This is a genomic window from Pseudomonas vanderleydeniana (assembly GCF_014268755.2).
GTDB lineage: Bacteria > Pseudomonadota > Gammaproteobacteria > Pseudomonadales > Pseudomonadaceae > Aquipseudomonas > Aquipseudomonas vanderleydeniana.
Genome location: NZ_CP077093.1, coordinates 5,560,503 through 5,578,130 on the forward strand (window position 1 = coordinate 5,560,503; position 17,628 = coordinate 5,578,130).

Consider the following 17,628-nt stretch of genomic DNA (forward strand, 5'->3'; position numbering starts at 1 on the left):
TATGACACAAGGCACCAAGCGCCCCGCCACCCGCCCCACAAAGGCTCAGGTGGCGCCTGGGCGCCGGTACCCTCTCTCGGACCTACGCCTGGCCTTCAGCCAGGAAGAACCAGGTTTCCAGCACGGTATCCGGGTTCAGCGACACACTTTCGATGCCCTGTTCCATCAGCCAGCGGGCCAGGTCCGGGTGGTCGGATGGGCCCTGGCCACAGATGCCGATGTACTTGCCGGCCTTGTTGCAGGCCTGGATCGCGTTGGACAACAGCTTCTTCACCGCCGGGTTACGCTCGTCGAACAGGTGCGCGATGATCCCCGAGTCGCGGTCCAGGCCCAGGGTCAGCTGGGTCAGGTCGTTGGAGCCGATGGAGAAACCGTCGAAGTGCTCGAGGAACTCGTCGGCCAGGATCGCGTTGGACGGCAGTTCGCACATCATGATCACGCGCAGGCCGTCCTGGCCGCGGGCCAGGCCGTTGGCCGCCAGCAGCTCGACCACCTGGCTGGCTTCGCCCAGGGTGCGCACGAACGGCACCATGATCTCGACGTTGGTCAGGCCCATCTCGTTGCGCACGCGCTTGAGCGCACGGCACTCGAGCTCGAAGCAGTCACGGAACGACTCGCTGATGTAGCGCGAGGCGCCGCGGAAGCCCAGCATCGGGTTTTCTTCTTCCGGCTCGTAGAGCTTGCCGCCGATCAGGTTGGCGTATTCGTTGGACTTGAAGTCCGACAGGCGCACGATGACCTTCTTCGGCCAGAACGCTGCGGCCAGGGTGCTGATGCCCTCCACCAGCTTCTCGACATAGAAGCCGACCGGATCGTCGTAGCCGGCGATGCGCTTGTCGACGCTTTCCTTGATGTCCAGCGGCAGGCCGGCGTAGTTCAGCAGCGCCTTGGGGTGCACGCCGATCATGCGGTTGATGATGAATTCCAGGCGGGCCAGGCCCACGCCGGCGTTCGGCAACTGCGCGAAATCGAACGCGCGGTCCGGGTTGCCGACGTTCATCATGATCTTGAACGGCAGCTCCGGCATGGCGTCGACGGAGTTCTTCTTGATGTCGAAGCCCAGCTCGCCTTCGAAGATGTAGCCGGTGTCGCCTTCGGCACAGGAAACGGTCACGCCCTGGCCGTCCTTGAGCAGTTCGGTGGCGTTGCCGCAACCGACGACCGCCGGAATCCCCAGTTCACGGGCGATGATCGCCGCGTGGCAGGTACGGCCGCCGCGGTTGGTGACGATGGCGCTGGCGCGCTTCATCACCGGTTCCCAGTCCGGGTCGGTCATGTCGGACACCAGCACGTCGCCGACCTGGACCTTGTCCATCTCGGTCACGTCGCGAATGATGCGGACCTTGCCGGCACCGATGCGCTGGCCGATGGCCCGGCCTTCGACCAGCACGGTGCCCTTTTCCTTGAGCAGGTAGCGTTCCATGACGTTGGCGCTGGCGCGGCTCTTCACGGTTTCAGGACGAGCCTGCACAATGTACAGCTTGCCGTCGTCACCGTCCTTGGCCCACTCGATGTCCATCGGGCACTGGTAGTGCTTCTCGATGATCATCGCCTGCTTGGCCAGCTCGCTGACTTCGGCGTCGGTCAGGCAGAAACGCGCGCGATCGGCCTTGTCGACCTCGACGGTCTTGACCGAACGACCGGCCTTGGCCTCGTCGCCGTAGATCATCTTGATCGCCTTGCTGCCCAGGTTGCGGCGCAGGATCGCCGGGCGGCCGGCGCTCAGGGTGCTCTTGTGGACGTAGAACTCGTCCGGGTTCACCGCGCCCTGCACGACGGTTTCACCCAGGCCGTAGGCGCCGGTGATGAACACCACGTCACGGAAGCCCGACTCGGTGTCGAGGGTGAACATCACGCCGGCGGTGCCGGTTTCCGAACGGACCATGCGCTGCACGCCGGCCGACAGGGCGACCAGCTTGTGGTCGAAGCCCTGGTGCACGCGGTAGGAAATGGCGCGGTCGTTGAACAGCGAGGCGAACACTTCCTTGGCCGCGCGGATGACGTTGTCCACGCCGCGGATGTTCAGGAAGGTTTCCTGCTGGCCGGCGAAGGAGGCGTCCGGCAGGTCTTCGGCGGTCGCCGAGGAACGTACGGCCACGGCCATGTCCGGGTTGCCGGCCGACAGGGCGGCGAAGGCGGTGCGGATTTCGCTGTTGAGGCGCTCGGGGAACTCGGCTTCCATGATCCACTGGCGGATCTGGGCGCCGGTCCTGGCCAGGGCGTTGACGTCATCGACGTCCAGCGCGTCGAGCGCGGCGTGGATGCGGTCGTTCAGGCCACTCTGTTCGAGAAAATCGCGATACGCCTGAGCCGTAGTGGCAAAGCCGCCGGGAACCGACACGCCGGCGCCCGCGAGGTTACTGATCATCTCGCCAAGGGATGCGTTCTTGCCCCCTACGTGCTCCACATCATGGACGCCGAGCTTATCGAGGGAAACTACGTACTCTACCAAGGTGATCTCTCCACTGACTGTGTTGGATGAAGCTCAGGGCGGGCCATGTTCAAATGGCTGGTCGATCCGCTCTGTGGCCTGGACCTGGAAAATAAGTGAGAATGCCAGCCGTTCCAGGCGGGCAAATCCTGCCTATCATATCCAAGAATCGTCATCAGCTTAAGGCCCAAGGTGCAAATGAAACGATCTGCTTTCTTTATCTCCGATGGCACCGGCATCACCGCCGAAACCCTGGGTCAAAGCCTGTTGGCGCAGTTCGAAAGCATTACCTTCGCCAAATCCACGCAACCGTACATCGACAGCGTGGATAAGGCCCGGGCCATGGTCCAGAAGATCAACAGCGCCGCAGAACGGGACGGTTACCGCCCGATCATCTTCGACACCATCGTCAATCAGGACATTCGTGAGATTCTCGCGACGTCCAATGGTTTCATGATCGACATTTTTTCCACCTTCCTCGCCCCGCTGGAACAGGAACTGAGCGAGCATTCCTCCTACTCCGTGGGCAAATCCCACTCGATCGGCGGCAACTCCAACTACATGGAACGGATCGAGGCGGTGAACTTCGCCCTCGATAACGACGACGGCGCCCGCACCCACTACTACGACAAGGCCGACCTGATCCTGGTCGGCGTGTCGCGCTGCGGCAAGACGCCGACGTGCCTGTACATGGCGATGCAGTTCGGTATCCGGGCCGCCAACTACCCGTTGACCGAGGAAGACATGGAGCGCCTGCAACTGCCGACGGCCCTGCGCGCCCACCAGCACAAGCTGTTCGGCCTGACCATCGACCCGGACCGCCTGACCGCGATCCGCAACGAGCGCAAGCCCAACAGCCGCTACTCGAGCTATGCTCAGTGCGAATTCGAGGTACGCGAGGTGGAAAACCTGTTCCGCCGGGAAAACATCCCGCACATCAACTCCACGCATTTCTCCGTGGAAGAGATTTCGGCGAAGATTCTCGTGGAAAAAGGCGTGGAGCGCCGGTTCAAGTAAGGATCCGAAAGGTGTGGGAGCAGGGACGGCCTATTCGCGGGCAAGCCCGGCTCCCACAGGGGCGAGCGATCCTTGCAGGCGCCGGGCTTGTCGGGCGCCGAACCGCCGCGAATGCGGTTGACCTGATACCCCCGATCTAGAAGGCGTCGCCCGGCACCCGCACCCAGCCTTCCATCAGCACCCGCGCGCTGCGGCTCATGATGGCCTTGACCACGGTCCATTCACCGTCGGCCTGGGTGGCCTCGGCACCGACCCGCAGGGTTCCCGACGGGTGGCCGAAACGCACCGAACTGCGCTCGCCGCCGCCCGCCGCCAGGTTCACCAACGTCCCGGGAATCGCCGCCGCCGTGCCGATGGCCACCGCCGCGGTGCCCATCATGGCGTGGTGCAGCTTGCCCATCGACAGCGCCCGTACCAGCAGGTCCAGGTCACCGGCCGCCACCGCCTTGCCACTTGATGCGGTGTAGCTGGCTGGCGGTGCGACGAAGGCGACCTTCGGCGTGTGCTGGCGCTTGGCCGCTTCGTCGATACGGTCGATCAACCCCATGCGCAGCGCCCCGTAGGCACGAATGGTCTCGAAGCGTGCCAGGGCCTTGGGATCACTGTTGATATCGCCCTGCAACTCGGTGCCGGTGTAGCCGATGTCCGCGGCATTGACGAAGATCGTCGGAATCCCGGCATTGATCAGGGTCGCCTTGAAGGTACCGACACCCGGAACCTCCAGGTCATCCACCAGGTTGCCGGTGGGGAACATCGAACCGCCAGCGCCCTCCTCCTCGGCCGCCGGGTCCATGAACTCGAGTTGCACCTCGGCGGCGGGAAACGTCACGCCATCGAGTTCGAAGTCGCCGGTTTCCTGGACCTGGCCGTCAGTGATCGGCACATGGGCGATGATGGTCTTGCCGATGTTCACCTGCCAGATCCGCACCACCGCCACGCCATTGCGCGGAACCCGCGCGGCATCGACCAGGCCGGCACTGATGGCGAACGAGCCCACTGCGGCCGACAGGTTGCCGCAGTTGCCGCTCCAGTCGATGAACGGCTTGTCGATCGACACCTGGCCGAACAGGTAGTCGACATCGTGACCGGCCTTGATGCTGCGCGACAGGATCACCGTCTTGCTGGTGCTGGAGGTCGCCCCCCCCATGCCATCGATCTGCTTTTCATAGGGATCGGGGCTGCCGATCACCCGCAGCAGCAGCGCGTCGCGTGCCGCGCCGGGCAACTGCGCGGCCTCGGGCAGGTCGCTGAGGTTGAAGAACACCCCCTTGCTGGTACCACCACGCATGTAGGTGGCGGGGATTCTGATTTGTGCGGCGTGGGTCATGAAGCCTCCTGCGGGGCCTGCGCGCCTGGGTTGCGCGGCAGGACCGGAATGGGTTCGCATTGCCATGGCCGCCACCCCGCCCCGTGGGAGCCGGATTCATCCGCGAAGAACGATAACGCAGCCATCCGGTATGACCGCGTTGCCTGGTTCGCGGATGAATCCGGCTCCCACAGGGCGGAGCAGTTGCCGTTTTCTTCTGTCAGCGTGCGCTCGCCGACTGGAGGAAGTCCTGCGCAAAACGCTGCAGCACACCGCCCGCCTCGTAGATCGAGACCTCTTCGGCGGTATCCAGCCTGCAGGTCACTGGCACCTCGACACGCTCGCCGTCCCTGCGCCGGATGACCAGGGTCAGGGTCGCCCGCGGCGTACGCTCGCCGATCACGTCGAACGTCTCGGTGCCGTCGATGCCAAGGGTCTTGCGATCGGTGCCCGGCTTGAACTCCAGCGGCAACACGCCCATGCCGACCAGGTTGGTCCGGTGGATGCGCTCGAAGCCTTCGGCGACGATCGCCTCGACCCCCGCCAGCCGGACGCCCTTGGCCGCCCAGTCACGGGACGAACCCTGGCCGTAGTCGGCGCCGGCGATGATGATCAAGGACTGCTTGCGGTCCATGTAGGTCTCGATGGCTTCCCACATGCGCATGACCTGGCCTTCCGGCTCGACCCGCGCCAGGGAGCCCTGCTTGACCTTGCCGTTCTCCTGAACCATTTCGTTGAACAGTTTCGGGTTGGCGAACGTCGCGCGCTGGGCAGTGAGGTGGTCGCCGCGGTGGGTGGCGTAGGAGTTGAAGTCCTCCTCCGGCAGGCCCATTTTCGCCAGGTACTCACCGGCCGCACTGTCCAGCAGGATAGCGTTGGACGGCGACAGGTGATCGGTGGTGATGTTGTCCGGCAGCACCGCCAGCGGGCGCATGCCCTTGAGCGGTCGGGCCCCGGCCAGGGCGCCTTCCCAGTACGGCGGACGACGGATATAGGTGCTCATCGGCCGCCAGTCATAGAGCGGCTCGACCTTCGGACCGTTGTCCTCGTGAATGGCGAACATCGGCGTATAGACCTTGCGGAACTGCTCCGGCTTGACCGAAGCCTTGACCATTGCATCGATTTCCTCGTCGCTCGGCCAGATGTCCTTGAGGCGGATTTCCTGGCCGTCGGCATCGCGCCCCAGCACGTCCTTCTCGATATCGAAACGGATGGTCCCGGCAATCGCGTAGGCCACCACCAGCGGCGGTGACGCCAGGAATGCCTGCTTGGCGTACGGATGGATACGCCCGTCGAAGTTGCGGTTACCGGAGAGCACCGCCGTGGCGTAGAGGTCACGATCGATGATTTCCTGCTGGATCACCGGGTCCAGCGCGCCGGACATGCCGTTGCAGGTGGTGCAGGCGAAGGCCACCACGCCAAAGCCCAGTTGCTCCAGTTCCTGGGTCAAGCCGGCTTCATCCAGGTACAGCGCAACCGCCCGGGAGCCCGGCGCCAGCGACGACTTGACCCACGGCTTGCGGGTCAGGCCCAGCCTGTTGGCGTTGCGCGCCAGCAGGCCGGCGGCGATGACGTTGCGCGGGTTGCTGGTGTTGGTGCAACTGGTGATGGCGGCGATGATCACCGCGCCGTCGGGCATCTGCCCCGGCACTTCGCTCCACTGCCCGGCGATGCCCTTGGCCGCCAGGTCGCTGGTGGCGACGCGGGCATGCGGGTTGCTGGGGCCGGCCATGTTGCGCACCACCGAAGACAGGTCGAACTGCAGGCCGCGCTCGTACTGCACGCCCTGGAGGCTGTCGGCCCACAGGCCACTCTCGCGGGCGTAGGTTTCGACCAGTTGCACCTGCGCATCCTCACGACCGGTGAGCTTCAGGTAGTCGATGGTCTGCTGGTCGATGTAGAACATCGCCGCCGTGGCGCCGTACTCCGGGGCCATGTTGGAGATAGTCGCACGGTCGCCCAGGGTCAGCGCACTGGCGCCTTCGCCGAAGAACTCCAGGTAGGCCCCGACCACCTTCTGCTTGCGCAGGAACTCGGTCAGCGCCAGCACCATGTCGGTAGCGGTGATACCCGGTTGCAACTTGCCGGTCAGCTCGACGCCAACGATCTCCGGCAGGCGCATCCAGGAAGCACGACCCAGCATCACGCTCTCGGCTTCCAGGCCGCCGACACCGATGGCGATCACGCCCAGCGCATCGACGTGCGGGGTGTGGCTGTCGGTACCGACGCAGGTATCGGGGAAGGCCACGCCGTCACGCGCCTGGATCACCGGGGACATCTTCTCCAGGTTGATCTGGTGCATGATGCCGTTGCCCGGCGGGATCACGTCGACGTTCTTGAACGCCTTCTTGGTCCAGTCGATGAAGTGGAAACGATCCTCGTTGCGACGGTCCTCGATGGCGCGGTTCTTGGCGAACGCATCCGGATCGAAACCACCGCATTCCACCGCCAGCGAGTGGTCGACGATCAGTTGGGTCGGTACCACCGGGTTGACCTGGGCCGGATCACCGCCCTGGGAGGCAATGGCATCCCGCAGGCCGGCCAGGTCGACCAGCGCGGTCTGGCCGAGGATGTCGTGGCAGACCACGCGGGCCGGGAACCAGGGAAAATCCAGGTCGCGCTTGCGTTCGATCAGTTGCTTGAGGGAGTCGGTCAGCGTCGCCGGCTCGCAGCGCCGCACCAGGTTCTCAGCCAGGACGCGGGAGGTGTAGGGCAGCGTGGCGTAGGCCCCGGGCTGGATCGCATCGACCGCCGCACGGGCATCGAAGAAGTCCAGGTGACTGCCGGGCAACGGTTTACGGTATTGGGTATTCATGGTCTGGGACTCGATCACGGTTAAGTCAGAAGCAAACACGGGCCGGCAGGGAGTTATCGGGTGAGCTTGAGGCCCCTTTCGCGGATAAATCCGGCTCCCACAGGGCGCATGCGTCGAACACAGATTTCAGGCCTGCCTCAAACCTGTGGGAGCCGGATTTATCCGCGAACAGGGCCCGCGCCCGACTCCCACGGCCAAGGCCTCAGCGACGCTCGATTGGCACGAACTTGCGCTGCTCGACGCCGGTGTACTCGGCGCTCGGACGGATGATGCGGTTGTTGGCACGCTGCTCGAACACATGCGCCGCCCAGCCGGTCAGGCGCGAGCAGACGAAGATCGGCGTGAACAGCTTGGTCGGGATACCCATGAAGTGGTACGCCGAGGCATGGTAGAAGTCGGCGTTGGGGAACAGTTTCTTCTGTTCCCACATGGTCTTGTCGATCGCCTCGGACACCGGGAACAGCACGCTGTCACCGACTTCATCGGCGAGCTGCTTCGACCAACCCTTGATCACCTCGTTGCGCGGGTCGCTGTCCTTGTAGATCGCATGGCCGAAGCCCATGATCTTGTCCTTGCGCGCCAGCATGCCGAGGGTGCCCTCGATGGCCTCCTGGGCCGAACCATAGCGCTCGATCATCTCCATCGCCGCCTCGTTGGCACCGCCGTGCAGCGGGCCGCGCAGCGAACCGATGGCTGCGGTGACGCAGGAGAACAGGTCGGACAGGGTCGAGGCACAGACCCGTGCGGTAAAGGTCGAGGCGTTGAACTCGTGCTCCGCATAGAGGATCAGCGACACGTCCATCACCTTGCGATGCAGCTCGCTCGGCGCCTTGCCGTGCAGCAGGTGCAGGAAATGCCCGCCAAGGGACGCCTCGTCGGTCACGCAGTCGATACGCTTGCCTTCATGGCTGAAGCGATACCAGTAGCACATGATCGCCGGGAAGGCGGCCAGCAGGCGGTCGGTGGCTTCGTGCTGGCGGGAGAAGTCGCCCTCCGGCTCGATGTTGCCCAGGAACGAGCAGCCGGTGCGCATCACGTCCATCGGGTGGGCATCGGCCGGTATGCGCTCGAGCACCTCTTTCAGCGCCTGGGGCAGGTCGCGCAGGGTGCGCAGCTTGCCCATGTAGGCCGCCAGCTCGGTGGCGTTGGGCAGCTCGCCGTACAGCAGCAGGTAGGCGACCTCCTCGAAGCGCGCCTCGGCCGCCAGCTCACGCACGTCATAACCACGATAGGTCAGACCGGCACCAGCCTGGCCCACGGTGGACAGGGCGGTTTGTCCGGCGACCTGGCCACGCAGGCCGGCACCGCTCAGTACTTTTGCTTCAGCCATTGCTCTCTCCAAATTCTTGTAGGTTGTCGGGGATCGGCAATTCGATCACTCAGGCTATTCAATTTTTCTGTGGGAGCCGGCTTGCTGGCGATGATATCGACGCGATGCCCATGATCCACCGCGTCGCCTGGATCGCCAGCAAGCCGGCGCCTGGCTTCAGCCCTTCTTCTGGGCGAACAACGCATCGAGCTTCTGCTCGAAGGCGTGGTAGTCGATGCGATCGTAGAGCTCCATGCGGGTCTGCATGGTGTCGATCACGTTCTGCTGGGTGCCATCGCGACGAATCGCGGTGTAGACGTTTTCCGCCGCCTTGTTCATGGCGCGGAACGCCGACAGCGGGTACAGCACCAGCGATACGTCGACGGATGCCAGCTGTTCGGTGGTGTACAGCGGCGTCGCGCCGAACTCGGTGATATTGGCCAGGATCGGCGCCTTCACCCGGTTGGCGAACAGCTTGTACATCTCCAGTTCGGTGATGGCTTCCGGGAAAATCATGTCGGCACCGGCCTCGATGCAGGCCGCTGCGCGGTCCAGCGCGGCTTCCAGGCCTTCGACCGCCAGCGCGTCGGTGCGCGCCATGATCACGAAGCTGTCGTCGAGGCGCGCGTCAACGGCCGCCTTGATGCGATCGACCATTTCCTGCTGGGAAACGATTTCCTTGTTCGGCCGGTGGCCGCAGCGCTTGGCCCCGACCTGGTCCTCGATATGGATCGCCGCCGCGCCGAACTTGCTCATCGAGCGCACGGTACGCGCGACGTTGAAGGCCGAGGAACCGAAACCGGTGTCGACATCCACCAACAGCGGCAGGTCGCAGACATCGGTGATGCGTCGCACGTCGGTCAGCACGTCATCCAGGCCGGAGATGCCCAGGTCAGGCAGGCCGAGGGAGCCGGCCGCGACCCCGCCACCCGACAGGTAGATCGCCTTGAAACCGGCGCGCTTGGCCAGCAGGGCGTGGTTGGCGTTGATCGTGCCGACCACCTGCAGTGGATGCTCGCTGGCGACCGCATCGCGGAAACGCTGACCGGGCGTGTTTTTGTTGGAACCCTGACTCATGACTCACCTCGTGGAGTGGCTGTCGGTTTGGCGCCGTCCTGGTAGTGACGCGCAATATTGCGTTTCGAGGCGCCGATGTGACGGCGCATCAGCAGTTCGGCCAGTTCACCATCACGATCGGCAATCGCATCGAGAATCCGATGGTGCTCGGCAAAGGCCTGGCGTGGCCGGTTGGGGGTCGCGGAAAACTGGATGCGGTACATGCGCACGAGCTGGTAGAGCTCGCCGCAGAGCATCTGGGTCAGGGTGCGGTTGCCGGCCCCCTGGATAATCCGGTAGTGGAAGTCGAAATCGCCTTCCTGCTGGTAGTAGCCGACACCCGCCTGGAACGCCGCATCGCGTTCGTGGGTATGCAGCACCTGGCGCAGTTCCTCGATCTCTTCGCGGGTCATGCGCTCGGCGGCAAGACGGCAGGCCATGCCCTCCAGGGACTCGCGGATCTCATAGAGTTCGATCAGTTCGGCATGGCTGAGCGAAACCACCCGCGCCCCGACATGAGGCACCCGCACCAACAGGCGCTGCCCTTCCAGGCGGTGGATGGCCTCGCGCAGCGGGCCACGGCTGATACCGTAGGTGCGTGCCAGTTCCGGCTCGGAAATCTTGCTGCCCGGAGCGATCTCGCCCTTCACGATGGCAGCCTGGATGCGCCGGAAGACGTTCTCGGAAAGCGTTTCCGAATCTTCCTGGGGAGCGGCCAGCGACTCCAGATTTTCCAGCATATTGTCGACACCTTCAAAATCAATGACGGTAAAACTAGCCAATCAGACCAGCACAGTCAAAGAATTAATCGATATTGTCGACAATAGTCTAAGAGCGCGAGAAAACAGCGGATCATGATGGAGACAACCACCCCGGCGCTGGCGCCATAAAACCAGCATGTTAGAATGCCGCGCGCATCTGACGATGCCATGCCTGTCATCTTCATCTGACAGACGCACGAGGAAGCTTGCGCGGTATTGCCAGTCACCTTGAATACGCGCCAGGACTTATGAGACTCAAGCCCTTCCCTCTACTGCTCTTGCTTCTTTTCTGCCTGCCAGGCCTCGCCAGCGCGGCGGGAAAGACCGTGTACGGCCTGAACGAGTACGCGACCCTGGACGGTATCGACCTGGAAGTCGCGGCCAAGCTCGACACCGGTGCCAAGACGGCCTCCCTGAGTGCCCGTGACATCAAGCGTTTCAAGCGTAACGGTGAAAGCTGGGTACGTTTCTACCTGGCCATCGATACGGCGCATTCACACCCCATCGAACTGCCGTTGGCACGGGTCAGCAAGATCAAGCGCCGCTCCGGCGACTACGACCCGGACGAGGACAAGGCTTACACCGCCCGCCCGGTGATCACCCTGAATGTCTGCATGGGCAGCGCCCTGCGCACCATCGAAGTGAACTTGACCGACCGAAGTGCTTTCCAATACCCGCTCCTGATTGGCTCCGAGGCGCTCAAGCGCTTCGATGCGCTGGTAGACCCCAGCCTTAAATACGCTGCCGGCAAGCCCGCCTGCATCGCCGACGCTCAAACCGCCGAGTAATTCGCATGCGTTCTCTTACCCTCCATCTGAAAGTCCTGATCGCCATCCTGGTGGTGCTCGGTATTTCGGTCACGGCCTATCAGATTTTCGTCCTGGGGATTCCGGTCACCGAAGATGCCACCGACGACCTGTGGAACATCGACGCCAAGGTCGAGTTCGTCGCCGCCAGCAAGGACCCGGTGAAGATCCAGATGTTCGTGCCGCCGCTGAGCCGTGACTACGTGAGCCTCAACGAGAGCTTCATCTCCAACAACTACGGGGTCAGCGTCAACCGTGCCGATGGCAATCGCAAGGTCACCTGGTCGGCCCGGCGGGTCAGCGGCAAGCAGACGCTCTACTATCGCCTGGTGCTGACCAAGCGCTATACCGGCGAAAAACCCAAGGTCAAGGGCCCGACCTTCCGTGACAGCATGGCCATCGAAGGCCCGGAAAAAATCGCTGCCGAAGCACTGATGGCGCCCATCCGCCAGCACTCGGCCGACGTCGAGACCTTCATCAGCGAAACCATCAAGCGCGTCAACAACCTGGGCGACGACAACGTCAAGCTGCTGCTGGCCGGCGATCCATCGACCCCGCACAAGGCACAGATCATCGAACTGCTGCTGTCGATTGCCCACGTACCGCTGGAAAAGGTCCACACCATCCGCCTGGTCGCCGACCAGCCGCAAACCCCGGAACTCTGGCTGCGCAGTTTCAACGGCAACGACTGGCTGTACTTCAACCCGGACACCGGCGAACAGGGCCTGCCTGAAGACCGCCTGGTCTGGTGGACCGGCGACGACAACCTGATCACCGTCGAGGGCGGCAAGAAGGCCAGCGTCAACTTCAGCCTGAACAACAGCGAGATGAACGCCATCCGCCTGGCCAAGCTGACCGACGAGAACTCCGACGCCAACTTCCTCGAATACTCGCTCTACGGCCTGCCGCTGCAGACCCAGCAGACCTTCATGATCATGGTGATGATCCCGATCGGCGTGCTGGTGATCCTGATCCTGCGCAACCTGATCGGCCTGCAGACCCTCGGCACCTTCACCCCGGTCCTGATCGCCCTGGCCTTTCGCGAGACCCAGCTGGGCTTCGGCATCGTGCTGTTCACCATCATCACCGCGCTCGGCCTGTCGCTACGCTCCTACCTGGAACACCTGAAGCTGCAGATGCTGCCGCGATTGTCGGTGGTGCTGACCTTCGTTGTGGTGCTGATCGCCGCCATCAGCCTGTTCAGCCACAAGCTCGGCCTGGAGCGCGGCCTCTCGGTCGCGTTGTTCCCGATGGTGATCCTGACCATGACCATCGAGCGCCTGTCCATCACCTGGGAGGAACGCGGCGGCGGCCATGCGATGAAAGTCGCGATCGGCACCCTGTTCGCCGCCTCGCTGGCACATCTGATCATGAGCGTGCCGGAACTGGTGTACTTCGTCTTCACCTTCCCGGCGATCCTGCTGATCCTGGTGGGCTTCATGCTGGCCATGGGACGCTATCGCGGCTACCGCCTGACCGAACTGGTGCGTTTCAAGGCCTTTCTCAAGGAAGACGCCTGATGTTCGGCCTGTGGAAAACCTGGAAGGCCCTGGAGGCCAAGGGCATCATGGGCATCAACCGGCGTAACGCCGACTATGTGCTCAAGTACAACAAGCGCAGCCTGTACCCGATCGTCGATGACAAGATCATCACCAAGGAACGGGCAATCGCCGCCGGCATCCACGTGCCGGAAATGTATGGCGTGATCTCCACCGAAAAGGACATCGACAAGCTCGACGAAATCATCGGCGGGCGCAGCGACTTCGTCATCAAGCCGGCCCAGGGTGCCGGTGGCGACGGCATCCTGGTGATCGCCGACCGTTTCGAAGGGCGCTACCGGACCGTTTCCGGACGGATCATCAGCCATGAGGAAATCGAGCACCAGGTGTCCAGCATCCTCACCGGGCTCTATTCCCTGGGCGGCCATCGCGACCGCGCGCTGATCGAATACCGGGTGACCCCCGACCAGATCTTCAGGAGCATCAGCTATGAGGGCGTGCCGGACATCCGCATCATCGTGCTGATGGGCTACCCGGTCATGGCCATGCTGCGCCTGCCGACCCGCCAGTCCAACGGCAAGGCCAACCTGCACCAGGGCGCCATCGGCGTCGGTGTCGACCTGGCGACTGGCCTGACCCTGCGCGGTACCTGGCTGAACAACATCATCAGCAAGCACCCTGACACCACCAACGCGGTGGACGGTGTGCAACTGCCAAACTGGGACGGCTTCATGAAGCTCGCCGCCGGCTGCTACGAGCTGTGTGGCCTGGGCTACATCGGCGTGGACATGGTGCTGGACCAGGACAAGGGCCCATTGATCCTCGAGCTCAACGCCCGCCCCGGACTGAACATCCAGATCGCCAATGATTGCGGCCTGACCACCCGGGCCCAGGCGGTGGAAGCGCACCTGGAAGAGCTGGCAGCGGCCGGCCTCAGCGAAACCGCGGAGGAGCGGGTGCGTTTCGTCCAAGGTCTGTTCGGCCATGTAGCTCCACGGAATGCCTGATAACGGAGGGAACCAACCCACCTGTGGGAGCCGGATTTATCCGCGAACCAGACGACGCGGCGGTACAGGATTACCGTGTTATCGTTCTTCGCGGATAAATCCGGCTCCCACGGTTTGCGGTGTCTGCCTGAACTCCAGGCCATGAATATAGCCAGTACCGACACCCCTCTAGGAGCATTTCCTACAGGAGACTACAATCGCCCTCCCCTGCGCCCAAGGCTGATCCACCCCGCATGTCGACCTGCTCCGTACACCCGCTGCCCTACCGCCCCGATCCCGCTGCCTATTTCGCGGCCATTCGTCACGCCCCCGGCGCGGTGCTGCTCGACAGCGGTCGGCCGGTGGCTGAACGTGGGCGCTACGATCTGCTCAGCGCCTGGCCACTGGAGCAACTGACCGTCCTGCCGAACGAGGCGGGCGAAGATTTCCTCGTGCGCCTGCGTGGCACCCTGGCGCGCCTGGGCCGGGCCGAATTGCCCGCAGCGGTCGAACTGCCATTCGCCGGCGGCCTGATCGGTTACCTGAGCTACGATTTCGGTCGCCATCTGGAAGCCCTGCCCAGCCAGGCCCGGGACGATCTGCAGCTACCCGATGCGCGCTTCGGCCTGTACGCCTGGGCGCTGGTCAGCGACCACCAGCAGGCTACCAGCCAACTGGTATTCCATCCGACGGTCGAGCAGGCCGAACGTGAGCGCCTGGTCCAACTGTTCAGCCAGGAGCCAGCCACTGAAACCGGCAGTTTCCAACTCGACACGCCGATGGCCGCCGACCTGGACGCCGAGTCGTACCGCCAGGCCTTCGAGCGCATCCAACAGTACATCCAGGCGGGTGACTGCTATCAGGTCAACTTCGCCCAGCGTTTTCGTGCGAGCTGCCAGGGGGACCCATGGGTCGCCTACCTGGCCTTGCGTGCCGCCTGCCCGACACCGTTCTCCGGCTTCCAGAGCCTGCCGGACAATGGCGCGGTACTGAGCCTGTCGCCGGAACGCTTCGTCCGGGTCAGCAACGGCCAGGTGGAAACCCGGCCGATCAAGGGCACCCGGCCAAGGGGCCGGGACGCTGCCGAAGATGCGGCCAACGCTGCCCAGTTGCGGGGCAGTACCAAGGACCGCGCGGAAAACCTGATGATCGTCGACCTGCTGCGCAACGACCTCGGCCGGACCTGCAAGATCGGCAGCGTGCGGGTACCGGAGCTGTTCAGCCTGGAGAGCTACCCGAACGTGCACCATCTGGTCAGCAGCGTGACCGGAGAACTGGCCGCCGGTCGCGACGCCCTGGACCTGATCGCCGGCAGCTTCCCCGGTGGTTCGATCACCGGCGCCCCGAAGATCCGCGCCATGCAGATCATCGACGAACTCGAACCGACACGCCGTGCCCTGTACTGCGGTTCGCTGCTTTACCTGGACGTACGCGGCGAGATGGACAGCTCGATCGCCATCCGCAGCCTGCTGGTCAAGGATGGCCAGGTCAGTTGCTGGGGCGGTGGCGGCATCGTCGCCGACTCCGAGTGGCAGGCCGAATACCAGGAGTCGATTACCAAGGTGAAGGTGCTGCTCGATACCTTGCAGGCACTCTGAACCGGCTCGCACCAGCAAGATTTTGTTACTATTGCCGCCTATATGAGCGCAAAGCGCCAACGACTGTAGGAACCGCCTGATGAGTCAACCGTTCGACGTCGCCGAACTCGCTGCGACATACGCCACAAAATCACCGCAGGACATCCTCAAGCTGGCCTTCTCCCAGTTTGGCGACGACCTGTGGATATCTTTCAGCGGTGCCGAGGACGTGGTCCTGGTGGACATGGCCTGGAAGCTGAACAAGAACGTCAAGGTGTTCAGCCTCGACACCGGTCGCCTGCACCCGGAGACCTACCGCTTCATCGACCAGGTTCGCGAGTTCTACAAGATCGACATCGAGCTGGTCTCCCCGGATCACACCCGGCTCGAGCCGTTCGTCAAGGAAAAGGGCCTGTTCAGTTTCTACAAGGACGGCCATGGCGAATGCTGCGGCGTGCGCAAGATCGAGCCGTTGCGGCGCAAGCTGTCCGGCGTGACCGCCTGGGCCACCGGCCAGCGTCGCGACCAGAGCCCTGGCACCCGCAGCCAGGTGGCCGTACTGGAAATCGACAGCGCCTTCTCGACCCCGGAACGTACCCTGTACAAGTTCAATCCGCTGGCGCAGATGACCAGCGAAGAAGTCTGGGGCTACATCCGCATGCTGGAACTGCCCTACAACAGCCTGCACGAACGCGGCTTCATCAGCATCGGCTGCGAGCCCTGCACCCGTCCGGTCCTGCCGAACCAGCACGAGCGCGAAGGCCGCTGGTGGTGGGAGGAAGCCACGCAGAAAGAGTGCGGCCTGCACGCCGGCAACCTGATCAGCAAGGGCTGATCCCGGTGTGACGCGGAGCTTCACGGGCGGCGTTCCCACGCAGAGCGTGGGAACGATCGGTACCGGCTCCGAATACTTGCTGATCGTTCCCACGCTCCGCGTGGGAATGCCGCCAAGGACGCTCCGCGTCCGCTCACATGGCGACCGGAATCAGTGGACCGGCAGTTCGACACCGTCAAACAGCTCTTCCAGCTCCTGCTTGTTGTGGCACTGGATGGCCTTGGCCATCACTTCGCGGGTCAGGTGCGGCGCGAACTTCTCGATGAAGTCGCACATGAAACCACGCAGGAAGGTGCCGCGACGGAAGCCGATCTTGGTGATGCTGGACTCGAACAGTTCGCTGGCATCGAGCACCACCAGGTCCTTGTCGAGCACCGGATCGACCGCCATCTTCGCCACGATCCCCACCCCCAGACCCAGGCGGACGTAGGTCTTGATCACGTCGGCGTCAGCGGCGGTGAACACCACCTTCGGCGTCAGGCCACGATGGCTGAAGGCTTCGTCCAGCTTGGAACGTCCAGTGAAGCCGAAGACGTAGGTGACGATCGGGTACTCGGCCAGCGTTTCCAGGGTCAACTTCGGCAACTTGGTCAGGGGGTGCCCCTGCGGTACCACCACGCAACGGTTCCAGCGGTAGCACGGCATCATCACCAGGTCACCGAACAGCTCCAGCGCCTCGGTGGCGATGGCGAAGTCGACGGTACCGTCGGCGGCCATTTCGGCGATCTGCATCGGCGAGCCCTGGTGCATGTGCAACGCCACGTCCGGGTACTGTTTGATGAAGCTGCTGATCACCGGTGGCAGGGCATAACGCGCCTGGGTATGGGTGGTGGCGATCGACAGGGTGCCTTTCTTTTCGTTGGAGAATTCCTGGGCGATCTGCTTGATGCTCTCGACCTTGCGCAGGATCTCGCCAGCGGTGTTGATGATGCGCTCACCGGCCGGTGTGACACGAGTCAGGTGCTTGCCACTGCGTGCAAAGACTTCGACGCCCAGCTCGTCTTCGAGCAGACGGATCTGCTTGCTGATACCCGGCTGTGAGGTGTAGAGGCTTTGCGCCGTCGCGGAAACGTTGAGGTCGTGGTGCGCCACCTCCCAGATGTAGCGCAGTTGTTGAAGCTTCATATGTATCCCTCAAAGCAGGTAGACGCCACAGGCAGCAGCGGCGATATATAACTATATGAAAGGTACGAATAATAAATCTAGAACTTTTTATCAATTCGCTGAATT

13 protein-coding genes are annotated in these 17,628 nt (G+C 63.4%); 6 read left to right on the forward strand and 7 right to left on the reverse strand.

Annotation, left to right across the window (positions count from 1 at the left end):
• Nucleotides 1-82: 82 nt before the first annotated feature.
• Nucleotides 83-2,452 carry a phosphoenolpyruvate synthase gene (ppsA, locus tag HU752_RS24910; protein WP_186682386.1) on the reverse strand — a complete coding sequence of 790 codons (2,370 nt, stop codon included), beginning with the start codon at nucleotides 2,450-2,452 and terminating at the stop codon, nucleotides 83-85.
• Between the two features lie 177 nt (nucleotides 2,453-2,629).
• Here ppsA and ppsR point away from each other — a divergent pair, with 177 nt between their 5' ends.
• Entirely contained in the window at nucleotides 2,630-3,448 is an 819-nt protein-coding gene (gene ppsR / locus HU752_RS24915; protein ID WP_186682384.1) for a posphoenolpyruvate synthetase regulatory kinase/phosphorylase PpsR, read from the forward strand.
• Nucleotides 3,449-3,584: 136 nt separating this feature from the next.
• On the opposite strand, the gene prpF is transcribed toward ppsR, so the two are convergent.
• The 5 genes from prpF to HU752_RS24940 all read right to left on the reverse strand — a co-directional run bounded on the left by prpF (nucleotide 3,585) and on the right by HU752_RS24940 (nucleotide 10,674).
• On the reverse strand, nucleotides 3,585-4,775 hold the full coding sequence (prpF, locus tag HU752_RS24920) for a 2-methylaconitate cis-trans isomerase PrpF (RefSeq protein WP_186682382.1): 1,191 nt from the start codon (nucleotides 4,773-4,775) through the stop codon (nucleotides 3,585-3,587).
• A gap of 199 nt (nucleotides 4,776-4,974) precedes the next feature.
• Nucleotides 4,975-7,569: a Fe/S-dependent 2-methylisocitrate dehydratase AcnD gene (acnD, locus tag HU752_RS24925; protein ID WP_186682380.1), complete on the reverse strand. Its 2,595-nt coding sequence runs from the start codon at nucleotides 7,567-7,569 to the stop codon at nucleotides 4,975-4,977.
• 202 nt (nucleotides 7,570-7,771) lie between these two features.
• Nucleotides 7,772-8,899, reverse strand: a complete 1,128-nt coding sequence (prpC, locus tag HU752_RS24930) for a bifunctional 2-methylcitrate synthase/citrate synthase (protein WP_186682378.1) — start codon at nucleotides 8,897-8,899, stop codon at nucleotides 7,772-7,774.
• Between the two features lie 156 nt (nucleotides 8,900-9,055).
• Nucleotides 9,056-9,955, reverse strand: coding sequence for a methylisocitrate lyase (prpB, locus tag HU752_RS24935; RefSeq protein WP_186682376.1), 900 nt, complete (start codon nucleotides 9,953-9,955; stop codon nucleotides 9,056-9,058).
• Complete coding sequence (locus tag HU752_RS24940) at nucleotides 9,952-10,674, reverse strand: GntR family transcriptional regulator (RefSeq protein WP_186682374.1); 723 nt, start codon at nucleotides 10,672-10,674, stop codon at nucleotides 9,952-9,954. Before HU752_RS24940 ends, prpB begins: the two co-directional genes overlap by 4 nt.
• Before the next feature lie 269 nt (nucleotides 10,675-10,943).
• On the opposite strand from HU752_RS24940, the gene rloA reads away from it, so the two are divergent.
• The 5 genes from rloA (at nucleotide 10,944) to HU752_RS24965 (ending at nucleotide 16,398) form a co-directional block, all read left to right on the forward strand.
• Nucleotides 10,944-11,483, forward strand: coding sequence for a retropepsin-like aspartic peptidase RloA (gene rloA, locus HU752_RS24945; protein WP_186682372.1), 540 nt, complete (start codon nucleotides 10,944-10,946; stop codon nucleotides 11,481-11,483).
• Nucleotides 11,484-11,488: 5 nt separating this feature from the next.
• Complete coding sequence (gene rloB, locus HU752_RS24950; protein ID WP_186682370.1) at nucleotides 11,489-13,021, forward strand: osmotic stress tolerance membrane protein RloB; 1,533 nt, start codon at nucleotides 11,489-11,491, stop codon at nucleotides 13,019-13,021.
• Nucleotides 13,021-14,007: an alpha-L-glutamate ligase-like protein gene (locus HU752_RS24955; RefSeq protein WP_186682368.1), complete on the forward strand. Its 987-nt coding sequence runs from the start codon at nucleotides 13,021-13,023 to the stop codon at nucleotides 14,005-14,007. Before rloB ends, HU752_RS24955 begins: the two co-directional genes overlap by 1 nt.
• Before the next feature lie 233 nt (nucleotides 14,008-14,240).
• Entirely contained in the window at nucleotides 14,241-15,584 is a 1,344-nt protein-coding gene (gene pabB, locus HU752_RS24960; protein ID WP_186682366.1) for an aminodeoxychorismate synthase component I, read from the forward strand.
• Between the two features lie 79 nt (nucleotides 15,585-15,663).
• Nucleotides 15,664-16,398: a phosphoadenylyl-sulfate reductase gene (locus HU752_RS24965; RefSeq protein ID WP_186682364.1), complete on the forward strand. Its 735-nt coding sequence runs from the start codon at nucleotides 15,664-15,666 to the stop codon at nucleotides 16,396-16,398.
• A 150-nt stretch (nucleotides 16,399-16,548) separates the two neighbouring features.
• Here HU752_RS24965 and cysB read toward each other — a convergent pair whose 3' ends face one another.
• Complete coding sequence (cysB, locus tag HU752_RS24970) at nucleotides 16,549-17,523, reverse strand: HTH-type transcriptional regulator CysB (RefSeq protein WP_186682362.1); 975 nt, start codon at nucleotides 17,521-17,523, stop codon at nucleotides 16,549-16,551.
• Nucleotides 17,524-17,628: the final 105 nt, after the last annotated feature.